The organism is Maribacter aquimaris (assembly GCF_014596745.1).
In the GTDB taxonomy this organism is placed as follows: domain Bacteria; phylum Bacteroidota; class Bacteroidia; order Flavobacteriales; family Flavobacteriaceae; genus Maribacter_A; species Maribacter_A aquimaris.
Genome location: NZ_JABTCF010000003.1, coordinates 47,576 through 63,420, shown reverse-complemented (window position 1 = coordinate 63,420; position 15,845 = coordinate 47,576). Strand labels below are relative to the sequence as shown.

General features: G+C 39.6%; 8 protein-coding genes. 5 read left to right on the top strand and 3 right to left on the bottom strand.

The genetic code is table 11. The features are described from left to right. Window positions 1-99: 99 nt before the first annotated feature. Genes HPE56_RS06370 through HPE56_RS06350 form a run of 5 tightly spaced genes read left to right on the top strand, consistent with a single transcriptional unit; the run spans window position 100 to window position 12,338 of the window. Window positions 100-2,346, top strand: a complete 2,247-nt coding sequence (locus HPE56_RS06370; RefSeq protein WP_188242941.1) for a GH92 family glycosyl hydrolase — start codon at window positions 100-102, stop codon at window positions 2,344-2,346. Window positions 2,347-2,352: 6 nt separating this feature from the next. Then, window positions 2,353-3,414, top strand: coding sequence for a phosphatidylinositol-specific phospholipase C1-like protein (locus HPE56_RS06365; protein ID WP_188242940.1), 1,062 nt, complete (start codon window positions 2,353-2,355; stop codon window positions 3,412-3,414). A 22-nt stretch (window positions 3,415-3,436) separates the two neighbouring features. Then, window positions 3,437-6,373: a glycosyl hydrolase 115 family protein gene (locus HPE56_RS06360; protein ID WP_188242939.1), complete on the top strand. Its 2,937-nt coding sequence runs from the start codon at window positions 3,437-3,439 to the stop codon at window positions 6,371-6,373. Window positions 6,374-6,388: 15 nt separating this feature from the next. Next, window positions 6,389-8,233, top strand: coding sequence for a metallophosphoesterase (locus HPE56_RS06355; protein WP_223170218.1), 1,845 nt, complete (start codon window positions 6,389-6,391; stop codon window positions 8,231-8,233). 58 nt (window positions 8,234-8,291) lie between these two features. Further along, window positions 8,292-12,338, top strand: a complete 4,047-nt coding sequence (locus HPE56_RS06350) for an ATP-binding protein (protein WP_188242938.1) — start codon at window positions 8,292-8,294, stop codon at window positions 12,336-12,338. Window positions 12,339-12,382: 44 nt separating this feature from the next. Here the strand turns inward: HPE56_RS06350 and HPE56_RS06345 are convergent, their stop codons facing one another. The 3 genes from HPE56_RS06345 to HPE56_RS06335 all read right to left on the bottom strand — a co-directional run bounded on the left by HPE56_RS06345 (window position 12,383) and on the right by HPE56_RS06335 (window position 15,795). Then, on the bottom strand, window positions 12,383-13,108 hold the full coding sequence (locus HPE56_RS06345) for a polysaccharide deacetylase family protein (protein ID WP_188242937.1): 726 nt from the start codon (window positions 13,106-13,108) through the stop codon (window positions 12,383-12,385). Beyond that, window positions 13,101-14,879, bottom strand: a complete 1,779-nt coding sequence (locus HPE56_RS06340; RefSeq protein ID WP_188242936.1) for a glycoside hydrolase family 9 protein — start codon at window positions 14,877-14,879, stop codon at window positions 13,101-13,103. Before HPE56_RS06340 ends, HPE56_RS06345 begins: the two co-directional genes overlap by 8 nt. 196 nt (window positions 14,880-15,075) lie before the next feature. Then, on the bottom strand, window positions 15,076-15,795 hold the full coding sequence (locus HPE56_RS06335; protein WP_188242935.1) for an NUDIX hydrolase: 720 nt from the start codon (window positions 15,793-15,795) through the stop codon (window positions 15,076-15,078). Between the last annotated feature and the right edge of the window lie 50 nt (window positions 15,796-15,845).

The following is a 15,845-nucleotide window of genomic DNA, read 5'->3' as shown; positions in this document are numbered from 1 at the left end:
TCAATACAATGTTCTTCTATTCCCTTCCAGATCAAGATGCGTTGTAAAGGATTTGGGTTTTAATAAATCAAGATTATCATATTTAAATAGTAAGCCTAAATGAAAACATTTAAAATTTTAACCGTTTTATTTTCTTTTTTAATTGTTCTATCGTGTAAAGAGAAAGAACAGGAAAAAGTCAAAGCGATAGATGTATTAAGTTTTGTTGATCCATTTATAAGTACAGAGGGAGATCATGGGCACTGGCATCCATCAGCATTAGTTCCTTTTGGCATGGTAAAACTAGGTCCGGATACATTCCCGAGTAGTCTCACTGGAGATGGGGACTGGGCACATTCGGGGTATAATTATTCAGATTCCATCGTTAGGGGTTTTAGTCACTTTAGAACTGGTAGTTCCGGTGGTGGGAGTATACATGATCGTGCTGGGTTATTATCACTTTTGCCATTTCATACAATAACCAATGACGATTGGATAAAGAATCCTACCTCCGAAATAGACAAGGCAACTGAACAGGCTAGCCCTGGTTATTATTCCGTACTTCTCGAAGAGCAGGGTATCCAGGCAGAATTAACGGCAACTTCCTATGTTGGTATGCATCGATATAGCTTTAAAAAAACAGAAGACGCAAAAGTTCTATTGTCATCAGGGAATAGTAGTTTAACGAATGATTTACACTATAATGTTGTGGATGAACACACCATTGAAGGATATTTTGATAAAATAAATGGTCCTTATTTCACTATTGTCTTTAATAAACCCCTCATTAAGAATGAAGAACAAGGCAAACATGATAAATCCGTAGGGAATTTCATTTGTGATTTTGGGAAATTAACCGAACCATTGCTTGTTAAGGTCGGTGTTTCTTTTACCAGTATAAACAGCGCCAATAAGAATTTGAAGGCTACATGTACAACATGGGATTTCGAGAATGTTAAATTGGAAGCTGAAAAGCTTTGGAGGGATAGGCTTTCGGGTATCAAGATAAGAGGAAATAACACAAGGGATAAACGAATTTTTTATACAGCCCTATACCATTCCTGCTTTTTACCTATTGTGCAATCCGATTATGATGGAACCTTTTTAGGGTTTGACGCCCAATTACACATGGCCGAAAACTATAAACACTATAATGGATTCGCTTTCTGGGATTCATTTCGTACCAAATACCCTTTGTATAGTTTGTTTTGCCCTGATGTATATTCGGATATCACGAGTTCAATTTACGATGTGTACAAATATGCCAATAATTGGGACCCATTTCCCAATAGTGACCATAAGCCCCACAAATCCCCCTTGTTCAGTGCCCATGGAAAAGATGGCAGTACGGCTTTTAGCACCTGCAGACATGAACATATGCTTATGGTAATGACCGATGCGTATTATAAAGGCCTGTTTCATGATGAACTCGATATTAAGGATGTGTATCCTTATTTGAAAGAAGAAACACTATTGCAAATGCCTAAAAGTTATGATTCGATAGGTTTCATTCCGGCCCGTCCAGATCAAACCGGTGAATATAGTTGGGATAATTGGTGTGTTGCAGCACTTGCAAAAACTCTCAATAAGAATGATGATTACAGTTACTTTACAAAAAGGGCAAATTATTGGAAAAATAGTTGGGACCCTGAAATTAAGTTTTTTCGGGCACGGAGTGCAGATGGCAAATGGCTCGACTTTCCGGAGGACCCAAGGGATAATCGTGAAAAATACACCTATGAAGGCTCTAAATGGCATTGGCGATGGAATGCCCTGCATAATATGAACGGTATGATTGAAGCCTTAGGAGGAAATAAAGCCTTTGTGGAAGCCCTTGATTATTTTTTCGAGAATGATTTATATACTGCCGGCAATCAGATCGATTTACACGCTCCCTTTCTTTTCAATGAAGCAGGAGCACCTTGGTTAACCCAAAAATGGGTGAACCAATTGGTGAAAAAAAGAACGACCCAGCTTTATGGTACGCATGGTTTTTTTAAAGAACCTATTTTGGATTATGTTTATAAAGATACTCCAGACGGGTTTTTGGAAGAAATGGATGGCGACTTTGGTTGCATGTCTGCTTGGTACAATCTGGCGGCCATCGGCCTTTATCAAACCTGTCCAGGCGATACTAAATTTCAGATATCCACTCCCATATTTGAAGAAATAACCTTAGATGCATTTAATGTTCCTTTTCACATTGTTTGTGCCAATTTTTCAGAGGACAACATTTATATTCAATCAGCAAAACTAAATGGGGAAGATTTAAAAAGAAGCTGGTTAAGTTATGCTGAAATTGCAAAAGGAGGAAAACTTGAGTTGACCTTAAGTAAGGAACCTAATAAAAGCTGGACAATTAAATAGTTGAATATGAAAATTAAAAGTTGTCTTTTTCTGCTTGGATTAATACTGTTTTCTTGTAATAAAAGCATGGTGGTAGGGCTGAATGAAGTCCAAGTCATTGGAAGCCATAATTCATACAAAATCCCAATTGACCCTTCTCTGTGGGACTATCTTTATGAATTGGATTCGGCTAAGGCCATATCCTTGCAATACGGCCATATCCCCTTGACGGAACAATTGGATCTGGGTTTGCGTAATTTGGAACTTGATATCTTCTATGACCCTAAAGGCGGGCATTTTTCGAATCCAAAGGGTTTGGAAATTGAAAAAACAAAAGGACACGAACCCTTACCCTTCGATACAGAAAATATATTGGCAAAACCTGGATTGAAAATGTTCCATATTCAAGATGTTGATTTTAGAAGTCACCATCTCTTGTTTAAAGAGGGATTGGAAGCACTTAAGGCTTGGTCGGATATACATCCCGATCATTCTCCAGTTTTTATTCTGATGAACACCAAGGATCAAAAAGTAGCAGGGACGAGAGACCCTCTGCCATTTTCAAAAGAAGCATTGGATACGGTTGATGATGAAATCAGGGCTGTTTTCCCTAATGATCAACTAATAACACCAGATAGGGTGAGAGGTAAATTTGATTCTCTGGAAGAGGCTGTTTTAACACAAGGTTGGCCTAGCTTAAATGAAGTTAAAGGGCGTTTTTTGTTTGTCTTGGATGAAAAAGAAGCGAAAATAAACAGGTATTTGGAAGGACACCCAAGTTTAAAGAACCGCGTGCTTTTTGTGAATAGTAAGGAAGGGAATCCGGAGGCAGCCTTTCGAATCATCAATAACCCAATCAGGGATTTTGACTACATTCAAGAACTCGTTGCCAAAGGGTATATGGTACGTACCCGGGCAGATGCAGCGACCAAGGAGGCGCGTAACAATGACTATTCGAAATTCGAAAAAGCCAAGGCTTCGGGTGCCCAGGTTATCTCAACCGATTATTATATCCCTTCCCAATTGTTCAAATCGGACTATAAAGTCATTTTTAAGGATGGTACTTATGAAAACATTAAAATCCAATAGTATGTTTTTAAAAACATTTTCAATGAAAAACACATGGGTACTGGTGCTGTTGTGTGTTCAAGTGAATGCTCAAAAAGTGACGGATTTCCCTATCGTCTCAGGTACGATCCAAACCGCTTTGCATATTGATAAAAATGATGCAGAGGTTGTACAGATCGCCGCTCAAATGTTGATTGATGATATTCATAAGGTCACAGGGCAAAAAATCCGTTCGGGTGCATCTTCCAAATTCCGGATTATCGCAGGTACATTGGGTAAAAGCAAGGTCATTGATGATTTGGTGAAACAAAGGAAAATCGATGTTTCAGACCTAGAAGGAAAATGGGAAACCTACCATATCGAGGTTTTGGAAAACCCATCAAAGGATATTGAAAAAGCCTTGGTCATTGTGGGGTCCGATAGAAGGGCCACGGCCTATGGGTTACTAGAGCTAAGTAGGAAAATTGGTGTTTCTCCATGGGAGTGGTGGGCAGATTCCACTCCTGTACAAAAAGAAAATATGGTACTTTCCATAGCGGATAAAACCTATGGATCACCATCGGTAAAGTATCGTGGAATCTTCCTTAATGATGAGGATTGGGGACTACAGCGTTGGGCTGCTTTAAACTATGAACCGGAAACGGGGGATATTGGTCCAAAAACCTATGCCAAGGTTTTTGAACTGTTACTGCGTTTAAGGGCAAATACGATTTGGCCTGCCATGCATAAATGCACCAAAGCCTTTTATCATTATCCTAAAAACAAGGAAGTTGCGGATGCGTATGCGATAGTCGTGGGTAGCTCACATGCCGAACCTATGTTGTGCAATATTAATGCCGAATGGGATCATGACCGTATGGGCGAGTATCGTTATGATACGAATGCAACCTCTATAAAGAACCTTTTTAAAAAAAGAGCCAAGGAAACAAAGGATTTTGAAGGTATTTACACGGTAGGTATGCGTGGGGAACACGATTCGCCAATGATCATGGGTGAAGATAATACCGAGGCCCAAGTAGAATTGTTGGAACAGGTTATTACGGACCAACGGGAAATATTAGGTAAATACGCAAAGAAAGGGATTCCTAAGCCCCAAGCCTTTGTACCGTACAAAGAGGTGTTACACTACTATCAAAGCGGATTGGAACTCCCTGAGGATATTACCTTGGTATGGACCGATGATAATTATGGATACATTCGCCAATTAAGTAATCCAGAAGAACAAGAACGTTCTGGTGGGGCCGGAGTGTATTACCATACCTCATATTGGGGTAGGCCACACGATTATCTGTGGTTGAACTCCACCAACCCGGTTTTGATGTGGGAAGAGATGTCAAAGGCCTACGGATTCAAATCGAGGGACTTATGGATTTTGAATTGCGGGGATATTAAACCCCATGAATACAATATTGAACTGTTTTTGGATATGGCCTGGAACATGGGGGAATTTGAAAACAACAATGCTGTGGAAGTGCATCATCAACAATGGGCCGCAAGGGAATTCGGAAAGGAAAATGCCGCTGCCATTACCAAGATCATGAATGATTATTACAATTTGGCCTTCCAACGAAGACCTGAATTTATGGGGTGGAGTCAAGTAGAACCGGTAACGAAAGCTGGTAAAACCGAACTAACCCAATATCACTATGGCGATGAAGTAATGGATAGGATTAAGGCTTACGAGGCGTTATTGATTAAAGTAAAGGGCTTGCAACCCAGGATTTCAAAAGCACAACAAGACGCTTTTTATGAATTGGTCTATTATCCTGTGGCCGGAGCTTCCCTCTTAAACCAAAAATGGTTATATGCTTATAAAAATCAGTTTGTAGCAGATCAAGGAAGGGAAAGTACTTCCTATTTTGCCGACAAATCCCAAGAAGCTTTTCAAACCATTAAAGCGGAGACCGAGTATTACAACACCGCCCTAAAGGGTGGTAAATGGAACCATATTATGACCATGGCCCCTAGACATTTGCCTGTATTTTCACAACCATCGGTTTCTGCAGTACCCGAATCGGAAGCTCCATCATTGGGATTGGCGTTGGAAAGTTATCAGATGGAGGTCAATAATGAGGTCATTAACAGTTATGCCGATGTACTCCCCGTTTTTAACGCTTATACCAAAAACACCTATTATATAGATGTATTTCTTAAGGGTAATGGTACTATTGAGTGGGAAGCCAAACCGATGGCAGATTGGATACGGATATCAAAAACATTAGGAAACCTCGATGAAGACCACCCGGAAGATCGGCTTTGGGTAACCATTGATTGGGATCGGGTACCCAAGGGGGAGAACAAAAAAGAAGCCCCGTTAGGGCATGACTACCAATTGATTCCACCGAGTTATAAGGTGAACTCCGCCATTGGTTTTGTGGCCAATGGGGAAAAAACGACAATTGGTGTATCGGTATTCAATCCTAAATTCAAAGCGTTGGAGAATTATAAAGGCTTTGTGGAGGATAAAGGCTTCGTCTCTATAAACGCAGAAAATTTCACAAGGAAAAAAGACGGTAAGGAAGCTTCTTGGGAAACAATCGACGGACTGGGATATTCCAATGCCGTTAGTGCTGCTTTGCCAAGAAACGTGGCGTCCATTGTAAATATATCCGATATATTAAAGGACAGTCCGTCTTTGGAATATGATTTTTATACCTTTAATTTTGGGGAGGTGAATGTAAATGTGCAAGCGATACCAACGCACTCTTTTTTTGAGGGAAGAGGGGTTAGGTGTGCTATTGCCATTGATGATGCAGCACCTGTATTGGTTGATTTTCAGACTTTGGGTCGAAGTGATGAATGGAAACGGAATGTTTTGAAGAATGCCTCGGTAAAATCCGCCAAACAAATTGTTGACAAAGCGGGAAAGCATACCTTGAAAATCTGGATGGTAGATCCAGGGGTGATGCTAGATCAGGTATTGATCGATCTTGGAGGATGGAAAGACTCATATGCATTTCCATCAGAAACAAAAATGTAGTTTTAAGCTGAACAAATGATGTTGCGCAAGGTAATTATCTTATTGGTTGGAATCACTTTTCTTGGTTGTACACAAGACCCGGAACACGCTGTACAGCCGCTTCAAATTGCCTTTATGTCAGATGTCCATTTATCTGATATTTATGGAGAGTTTACCGACAACGAATTTAAAGGTGTACTAAATCCACAAACAGGAAAATATACCTTGGCCAGAACCATGCAATCCCAATTGCAATCTACGCGATTGTTCAATGAGAATTATTTTGCCTTTCTGGCCGCTTTGGATGATGTGGTTAAAAAGGGCGTGAAACTGGTGGTTTTACCAGGTGATTTTAGTGATGATGGTCAAGCTTTCAATATTCGGGGGTTAAAGCAGATTTTAGACAACTACACCGAAAAATACGGCATTCGTTTTATCCTGACGACGGGTAATCATGACCCTGTACGCCCTTTTCGAATGGCTGCGGGGAAAACGGACTTTTTAGGTGAAAATGGCCAATCCCAAGCTATTTTTAGTGAAAAAGGGCTGTTTTCACCCAAAAACGATGATGATTTGCCCGTTATTATAACCCAGGATATTGCCAAATTAGGATATGTAGGAATATTGGATGAATTGCAGGATTTCGGTTTTTTCCCCAAACCACAGGATAGGTATTGGGAATCCCCATTTTCTTCCTATGACTATGGAAACTATGATTTTAATGAAGCCGAAAAACAGGCCGTTTTTGAAAATAGGATGTATAGGTCCAATAAGGATACACCAATGATCCCCGACGTTAGTTACCTTGTAGAACCGTTGGACGAAGTATGGTTTTTAGCCATAGATGCCAACGTTTATGTACCTAAGCCAGAAGCAGATGCAGACACTGGGGATCCTAAACTTTTTAGTAGTGCGAGCATAGGGTATAATAATATACTCTTGCATAAGGCACATTTATTGGATTGGATAAAATCGGTCACTACTAGGGCAGAGGAATTAGGAAAGACCCTGATTGTATTCAGTCATTACCCTACATTGGATTTTTATGATGGGGCTGTCCCAGAAATCAAAGCCCTTTTTGGGGCAAAAAAAATGCAATTGCATCGTGTGCCTAAGGATAGTGTGTCCCAAATGTTGATAGAAGCCGGGGTGAAGGTCCATTTTGGGGGACATATGCATATGAACGATACCGGACAAAGGCATTTGGAATCAGGAAGCTTGGTCAATGTACAGATACCCTCCATGGCTGCCTATGTGCCAGGTTATAAATTACTGACGTTAAAAGACAATGATGTTTTTGAAATAGAGACCGTTGTCATCGATAATGTTCCTGATTTTGATAGTTTGTTCCCATTGTATGAAAAGGAATATGATTATCTCAAACAGGTTAAGGATAGTGCTATTTGGGACAAGGGCATATTGGATGCCAAAACCTATAAGGAATTTACAACGTGGCATTTAAATGAATTGGTCCGTCTTCGATTTTTAGAGGAGGATTGGCCCGAAAATTTGAAATTCTTACTTATACGATCTTCGGGAGAGGACCTACTAAAGTTAGGATTTGACCAAGAAGAAGAATATAATGCTTTCTACAAACGATTGCAGGAAAAAAATACGGAAATGGCACCATTGGATAGCTGGACAGGCTTGCATATGATACATGATTTTTATAAAATCAGAAATGCCGATGAATTGGCATTTTCCGATATCGACGAAAAAAGGCTTGAAGGATATAAAGTTGTATGTCAACAATTGAGGAAATCCGATTATAAGAATTTACGGCTATGGGCCAGTATTTTTATGAAAGTTTGCAGTGGGGAACCTTCGGACCATTTTAAGATCGATTTGAAGACCGGTAAGATAGAGCGAGTTGTTCCATAACATTTGTACCTTGCCACTTCTCGAATGTTGTTGCCTTATGTAAGGGTTAAATTCAATTATGTTTAGATATATATTCTTATTCCTTTTGATTGGCATGCAAGTCCATCTTTGTGCTCAGGATATTAAGTTCGAGCACTATAATGATAAGGATGGTCTTTCCCATAACTCAATTCGTCATATTGTTCAGGATGATAAAGGATTCTTATGGATGGGTACTTTTTCGGGATTAAACAGATTCGATGGTTACCAGTTTAAATCATTTAAGAGTTCAAAAGGGGATACCAATACCATATATAATGATGATATTACGGTATTGTTGTACGATAAGCCTTCCAATAATCTATGGATTGGGACAAGAAAGGGATTAACCCGCTACAGAACGGAGACAGATACATTTACCACCTATTTACCTGACGAAAACAATCCCAACAGTTTACCCGATGAAGAAATACGTTCAGTGTATGTCGATCGATTCGACAGGGTATGGGTTGGGACAAAGAGCAAAGGGGTATACCTGTTTTATCCAGAGGAGGAGCGTTTTACAAAAATAAATATCGAGGGGTTTACCTATATAAAGGAAATCTTCGAGGATAAAAAAGGACAGATTTGGGTAGGTAGCTATGAAACAGGTTCGGTAGCTAGAATAGTGCTTGATGAACGGGGGGATATCGAAAAGATCAAACGGTATACCCTAAAAATCCCAAATTCAGAAGAGGTCAATCCCTATTTGAACTTTATTTATGAGGACCATAAATCGGACATTTTTGCAGGGACACGGGAAGGACTTTATAAATTGGATACCGTATCGGACAATTTTGAGAATCTTTATATTGAAAATGAAATTGTAAGGGATAAACTTGGACCTTACTTTTTGTCTGTCGCAAGGGCTCCCGATGATAAATATTGGGTAGGTACTTTGGGGGGGCTTTTGGTCTGTGATAATTTAGAGGATATAAAAACAGGTGATTATGAATGGCATTATTCCATATTATCAGATGATACATCATTGGTCGATAATTTAATCGCCGCATTGTACTTTGACGCTTCAGGCGTATTATGGATTGGTACCGAAGAGGGACTGGATAAATATGATCCTTTCGAAAATCAGTTCAAATTAAACAAGGGTATTTCTTCTTTAATCGATAATCAGGCTCCTAGGATCAGAGGGTTTTCAAAGACCTATGACAATAAGATTGTCGTCGCAACACGTCATAACGGACTATTTATTCTTAAGGAAGATAAAATTTCCCCCCTGTTTAATGACAATAGTGATATAGCCAGTATATTTTCATATGATGGAAAAAAATTCTACTGTGGCCTATGGAATGGTAAGGTCCTGGTTTATGACTATGTAAAACGGATATCCCGGATTATTGATGTGGGCTTTCAGAATTCCCCGATTTTTGATTTTGGAAAATACAAGGAGAATGGCCTCATAGCAACTTCCTTTGGCGAAGGGGCAGTTTGTTTGGATACCAAAACCATGGAGGTAAGGGAAGACATTGGTACGTTGCTATCGGGGTATCAAATCAATAAAGTGGTAGCGGATACCAATAATGATTTTTGGTTTGCCACAGAAGGGGGAATAGCAAAATTCGACAATGATTTAAGGCTGATAAAAATGTATGAACAGGGGGTAGGTTCCGAATTTGGTTTGCCCCATAACAATGTAAGTGATATCACCATTGATTTTTCAGGGAATGTTTTGTCCGCCACACGTATGGGGTTAGCCGTTTATGAGCCTGAAAAAGATGATTTTATGGCGATAAAAGAACCCAAGGGACTTCAGGGTAAATGGATTACCGAAATGGCATTGGATTTAAATGGCTACCTATGGTTGAACATGAACAATAGTATCGCCAAATACGACGTGCCCAATAAAACCGCACAAATTTACCAAGTAAAAAGTGGTAATCGCTTGGATGTCTTTAGTTCTAGTGGTTTTTATAGTTTTGACAATTCCAAAATATATTTAGGGGCCAAAAACGGAATCATTCAATTTTCACCCTTACAGATAGAAGGGAATAATTGGTCACCTGCTCCTTTGATTACCGAATTTAAGGTACAGAACAAGGAATTGTTGCCGGGAATGGAAATCAATGGGCAAATACCTTTTGACAAGGACCTGAACTATGGCAAAAATCTTGAGCTCGACTTCGCCAATCGAAATTTCTCCATCGAATTTTCCACACCATCCTTTACCAATCAAAGGCTCAACAAGTATCAATATATGCTTGAGGGTTTTGATGACGATTGGATAGAAACCGATAGTGATTCCAGAACAGTCCAGTATACGAACCTATATGCCAATGATTATGTTTTTAAGATCAAATCGAGTAACAGTGACGGGATTTGGAGTGCTACCTCTTCCTATCATATAAAGATTTTACCTCCATTTTGGTTAAGTTATAAGGGTATTTTAATCATTCTCATCATAATGGCCTTGTTACTTTATTTATCTAGAAGACAACTTAAGATACGACTTAAATTGAAACAGGAACTTCTTCTGGAAAAGGTAAAAAGGGAGCGGGACGAAAAACTGAATAATGAGAAACTCCGGTTTTTTACGAATATCTCACATGAACTCCGGACCCCTTTAACCCTTATTCTAGGGCCTGTAAAACAGCTTCTGGAACAAGAGGGCTTAGGCTCATACAGTCGAAGCAGGGTAGATTTGATCCATCAAAATGCCAATAGATTACTGCGTTTGGTGAATCAGATCTTAGACTTTAGAAGGGCAGAGACAGGTGAGTTGAAATTAAAGGTTTCAAATACCAACATACTGAACACGACAAAGGACATTTTCAATTCTTTCCACGAATTGGCACAGTCCAAAAGCATCAACTTTAATTTAACTATTGAGGATGTTCCGGAAGAGTGCCTTATAGACGTAGACAAGTACAGTAAGATATTGTACAATTTATTGTCGAATGCCATGAAATTCACCAACGTGAATGGGAATATAGATTTGTATCTGGGTGTGACACAGGAGGAACATAGGCAATTGATATTAGAGGTCAGCGACGATGGAATAGGGATACCCAAGGAAAGTAGGGAGAAGATTTTTGTAAGATTCTACCAGGCCAAAAACAGTAAGGAGAATACAACGGGTACGGGAATAGGATTGTCTTTGGTAAAAGCGTTGGTTGAAATACATAAAGGAAATATCGATGTGGTTAGTTCACCTGGATCGGGTAGTATTTTCACCGTTAAGTTGCCCATTTATGGGGAAGCCTATTCCATGGAAGAAAAATTCAATACGATTCCTGTTAAGATAGAAGATAATAAGGTACAACCCATTATCACGGGTGTAAGTGCTCCCAATACTGTAAAGCCGGTTAAGACCAATACGGATATCAAGCAGAAAATCGTAATTATAGATGACAATGCCGAACTCAGAAAATATATTGTAGAGTATTTATCGAGTTTTTATAAGGTGTATGAAGCGGAAAATGGGAAAGAAGGCTTAGAACTTTGTAAAAAGGTAAAACCAGTATTGTGTGTGGCAGACGTTATGATGCCCGTTATGGATGGTTTTGAGTTTGTTGAAGTGTTGAAATCTGATGAAAACATAAGCCATATCGCCGTTGTGCTCCTTACGGCATTGGCCGAAAGTGAAAATAGGATCAAAGGGTATAAAATTGGAGTCGATGGGTATTTGGTGAAACCGTTTGACCCTGCCCTGCTTAAAACCCGTATCGATAATATCATTAAGATCCATTTCGATTTAAAACAAAAATTTTCAGGAGATGTGGAAAGTGATGTCATTAGTTTGGCCCATTCACAAATCGATATTGACTTAATTTCAAAAATCAAGAAAATCGTAGAGGAGAACATAAGTAATCCAGAATTGACATCGAACATGTTATGTACCGAAATGGCAATGAGCTCCTCTAAATTGTATCGTAAAATAACACAACTGACCGATATGTCCCCCAATGAATTCATTCGGACCATTCGCTTGAAGAAATCGGCCACCTTCCTTAAAACCAAAAATTATAATGTCTCCGAAGTAGCCCATATGGTTGGCTTTAACGACCCCTTGTATTTTAGCAGGTGTTTTAAAAAGCAATTTGGCCATTCCCCAAGCCAATTGATCAAATAGTTTGTTTGATAGGAAAGCAAGCTAAAAGAGATTGATATAGCCGGTCAAAACTTGGAGAATTGATATCCTTTTTCCTTTAAAGTGGCAATAAGTGTATCCAAATGGAAATAGAATTTATCTTTCCTCTTTGGACTCGTACCTGGATGGATCAGTAAGTGGAATCCATTCAAGCCCTTTAAGGATTCATAATCATAGATGCTTTTTAAAATAGCCTTACTGGATGTATAGTTAGGCATGTCTGGAGTGGTATAGTCGGCATTGGAACGGGTTCCGGGTGAAAAATTGATGGTCGTTTGGTTTAATCCGGAAGCGATTTCCACAACTTTTTTATTATGCCATTCATAGGGTGGCATAAAATACTTGGGATGAATCCCAAGTTGCTTCAATGCCAATAGATTCTGAAGAATATCGTTCTTGATTTTTTCCGTGGAATGTAGCAGACTGTCCCTATTCGTCCAGTCACAGTATAAAAGATGCTTATCGGAATGGGCACCGATAAAGTGTCCTTGCTTGGCAATGGCTTTCACTAAACGTTTATGACTTCGTACAAAATCGCCGGTCAGAAAGAATGATCCTTCTACCTTATGCTTTTTCAGTATACGCAGCACATAGTCAAAACCTTCGTCATAATCGTGGCCCGTAAAACAGAGTTTAATATTTTTATATAGCGTATCCGACCTAACAATGGCCCCTTCCTTATCCACCATATTTTGGGCAGAAAGCGATAGGTTGATCAATAAGCATAAAATACATAACGTTGTCCTAGTCATTACTCAATCTTGTTAAAATAAGGAGTAATTCCGCCGACCCATCCAACGTAGGCTCATTGGTACTATAATCGGCCCAGTCATCCATATACTTAATGTGATCGGGTTGTAAATGGGCATATTCGTCAGGTTTGGACAATGCTATCCCCAGCATTTTATCATGTATGGTAGACCACAAGGGGCCATCAACCAGGCTTCCTTTAATGGATTTTTTATAGATCCTCCAAAATGGCATATGCACATCAACCGGTGTATCGGAGTTCTCTGGAATTTCCGTGATCATACTCGAACTCCATGGGTTCAGGCCTAATAGCCAATTGATATGGTTTTGCATAAGGGGGCGATATTCTGTTGATCCGGTCATCTCTTCATATAGCATGGCTTGTGTAGCTACTGCTGCAGCCAAATTATTGGAACACCATATAAACAGATGGCCAATGCCATACGGATTTTCCCTCGATCGTTTTTTTACCTGTTCTAAATTGTGCTTGTAATAGGCACTCATTTCTTTTTTGTCTTTGGAAGAACCAACTTGCCACAAGGCATAATGTCCCATGTTTATAAAAGGGTACATTTCATAATGGCTGGCGGTATCCCTCTCCATCCATGACCAGTTGCCAATGATTTTGGCGTAACCTCGGGCATCTCTTAGAAATTCTTTCTTTTTGGTGATTTTGTAAAGGCAGGCCGCTGCCCACTCCATATCATCGGCCCAGGTGTTTTCTTCATAACGATAAGGGGCTCCAAAACTATTGCCTTGCTGATATCCCTCTTGTGATTTTCCCATTTGATATAGTTCCTTAGCGGCCTTCAGACAGGTTTGGGCAAATACCTTATATTCTTCAAAATTAATAAAGACCTGATACCCTAAAGCAAGGGTGGCAGACGAACGACCCGCCAGATTGGCTATTCCCGTTGCCTTGCTTTTATATTTTGAAAGGCCTTGGGGTTTCCCTGTTGCAAAATAGACAGGACGAAAACTATTGGGACCCCATCCATAATCAGCGTTTTCTTCATGGGGAAGTTTAAATCCACGGTGGTCCCTATCGTCAGCAACTTGATGGTAGAGTTCATCTGGACTCGGGTGAAGTTTCAAGATCCATTCGAGTCCCCACTTTGCTTCGTCCAATACATCGGGCAGGTTATTCGCACCTTTTAATCCCCTGGCATCAACCACATCCTTAAAACTATGGGGTTTCATTTGATAGGCCATGAGCAATCGGGCAGTGGTATTGCTCCCCGTAATAAGATATTTCAATTGGTCACCGGCATCATGCCATCCACCCGTTGCATCAATCCGGGTTGAATCCGGTCTTTTACCAAAAAAACTTAATCCGTCTTTTTGATGGCAGAATGCTTTGGTATACGGATTAAATCCACAACGTTGCGTGCGTATGAAACCAATGACATCCTCCTGCCAATTAGGATAGGATCCGACCGTAAAAACCGGACTTACAATATTATTCTCCCCTAATTCAAAGTAATACTTCCCTCGTTCTTTAAAACCGGAAAAATCGGCTTTGTAATAATAGGGGAAGGGAGGCCAAGGGTTTTCACTGGGTATGCATTGGTATTCCTTTAATGTTACTCCTTTTTCATTCTTTAATTTCAAAACGGGATTGTCCAAAGCGCCTTTACTTAGAATGAGTACTTCTTTAGGCATATCACCTGGGTAGCCTCTAAGATTTACCCTAATCTCTATGGGGGACTGGGCATGTAACAGCGAGGCACAGCTATAAAAAAGCAAAAGGGTTAAGATTAGGCTGTTCTTCATAAAATGCGCTTTATTGGGTTCGTATATGCTAAACTGTAAATTGGCATGGTTAGCTCCAACGGGTTTTTTAACTATAAATAGGGAATAGTGATGTCTGTTTTATCGATTGCAATTAAAATTAATCAAAAAGAAGGGATATTTATGGATGAACCATCTTCAGTATTCAATATTCTTTATTCCTGTATTCGTTATATGATCAACTATCCCTTTTCCTTAACGTATATTGATATGGATTTCTTCCAGGTGAATCCTTATTCAGTAGTGAAAGACGTTCTAGTAGTCCTGTAGCAAGAATTTTCTTTTGAAACCTGCTACGGTCTACTTTTTCCTCAAGAATGGTTTGGTGAAGTTGATGTAGCTGGGGCATGGTAAATTGTTCAGGTAATAGATTGTAAGTAATCTGTTCGTATTTCACATCCTCCTTTAACCTGGTACGGGCGGAGTTGACAATCGACTTATGGTCTAACCACATATCGGGCAAATCATCAAAGGCGAACCATTCGAAAGCCTCATCGAATTCCCCAAGTACCGGTTGGGTGCTGTCAATGTTTACTAGGGAGTAAAAAGTCAGTGTGATGAACCTGTTGTTTATCCAGTAGTCTTCCTCCCATGGGATTCCCTTATCTTCAAAGAACTGTTTAAACTCTTTGTCAAACTTACGATCCTTGTCACCGAATATCGCTAGAAATTTCATATAAGGTTCTTCCAGACCGGTACGGAATTTTAAGATCCTTTTCACAGCAACATCCAAGGACTCATCAATCTTTATATGGCCTCCTGGCAATATCCATTTATCCCCAATTTTAAGTAATAGACACTTCAGTTTATGCTCATGATATCCGATTATTACCAAATCGATAGACAAATTGGGTAAGAAATAATCCGATCCATGTTTAATGATATCATGTACATTCATATTACAAAAATAACATTTGGGGCGCTTTGTCACAAAATAAAATAATTATA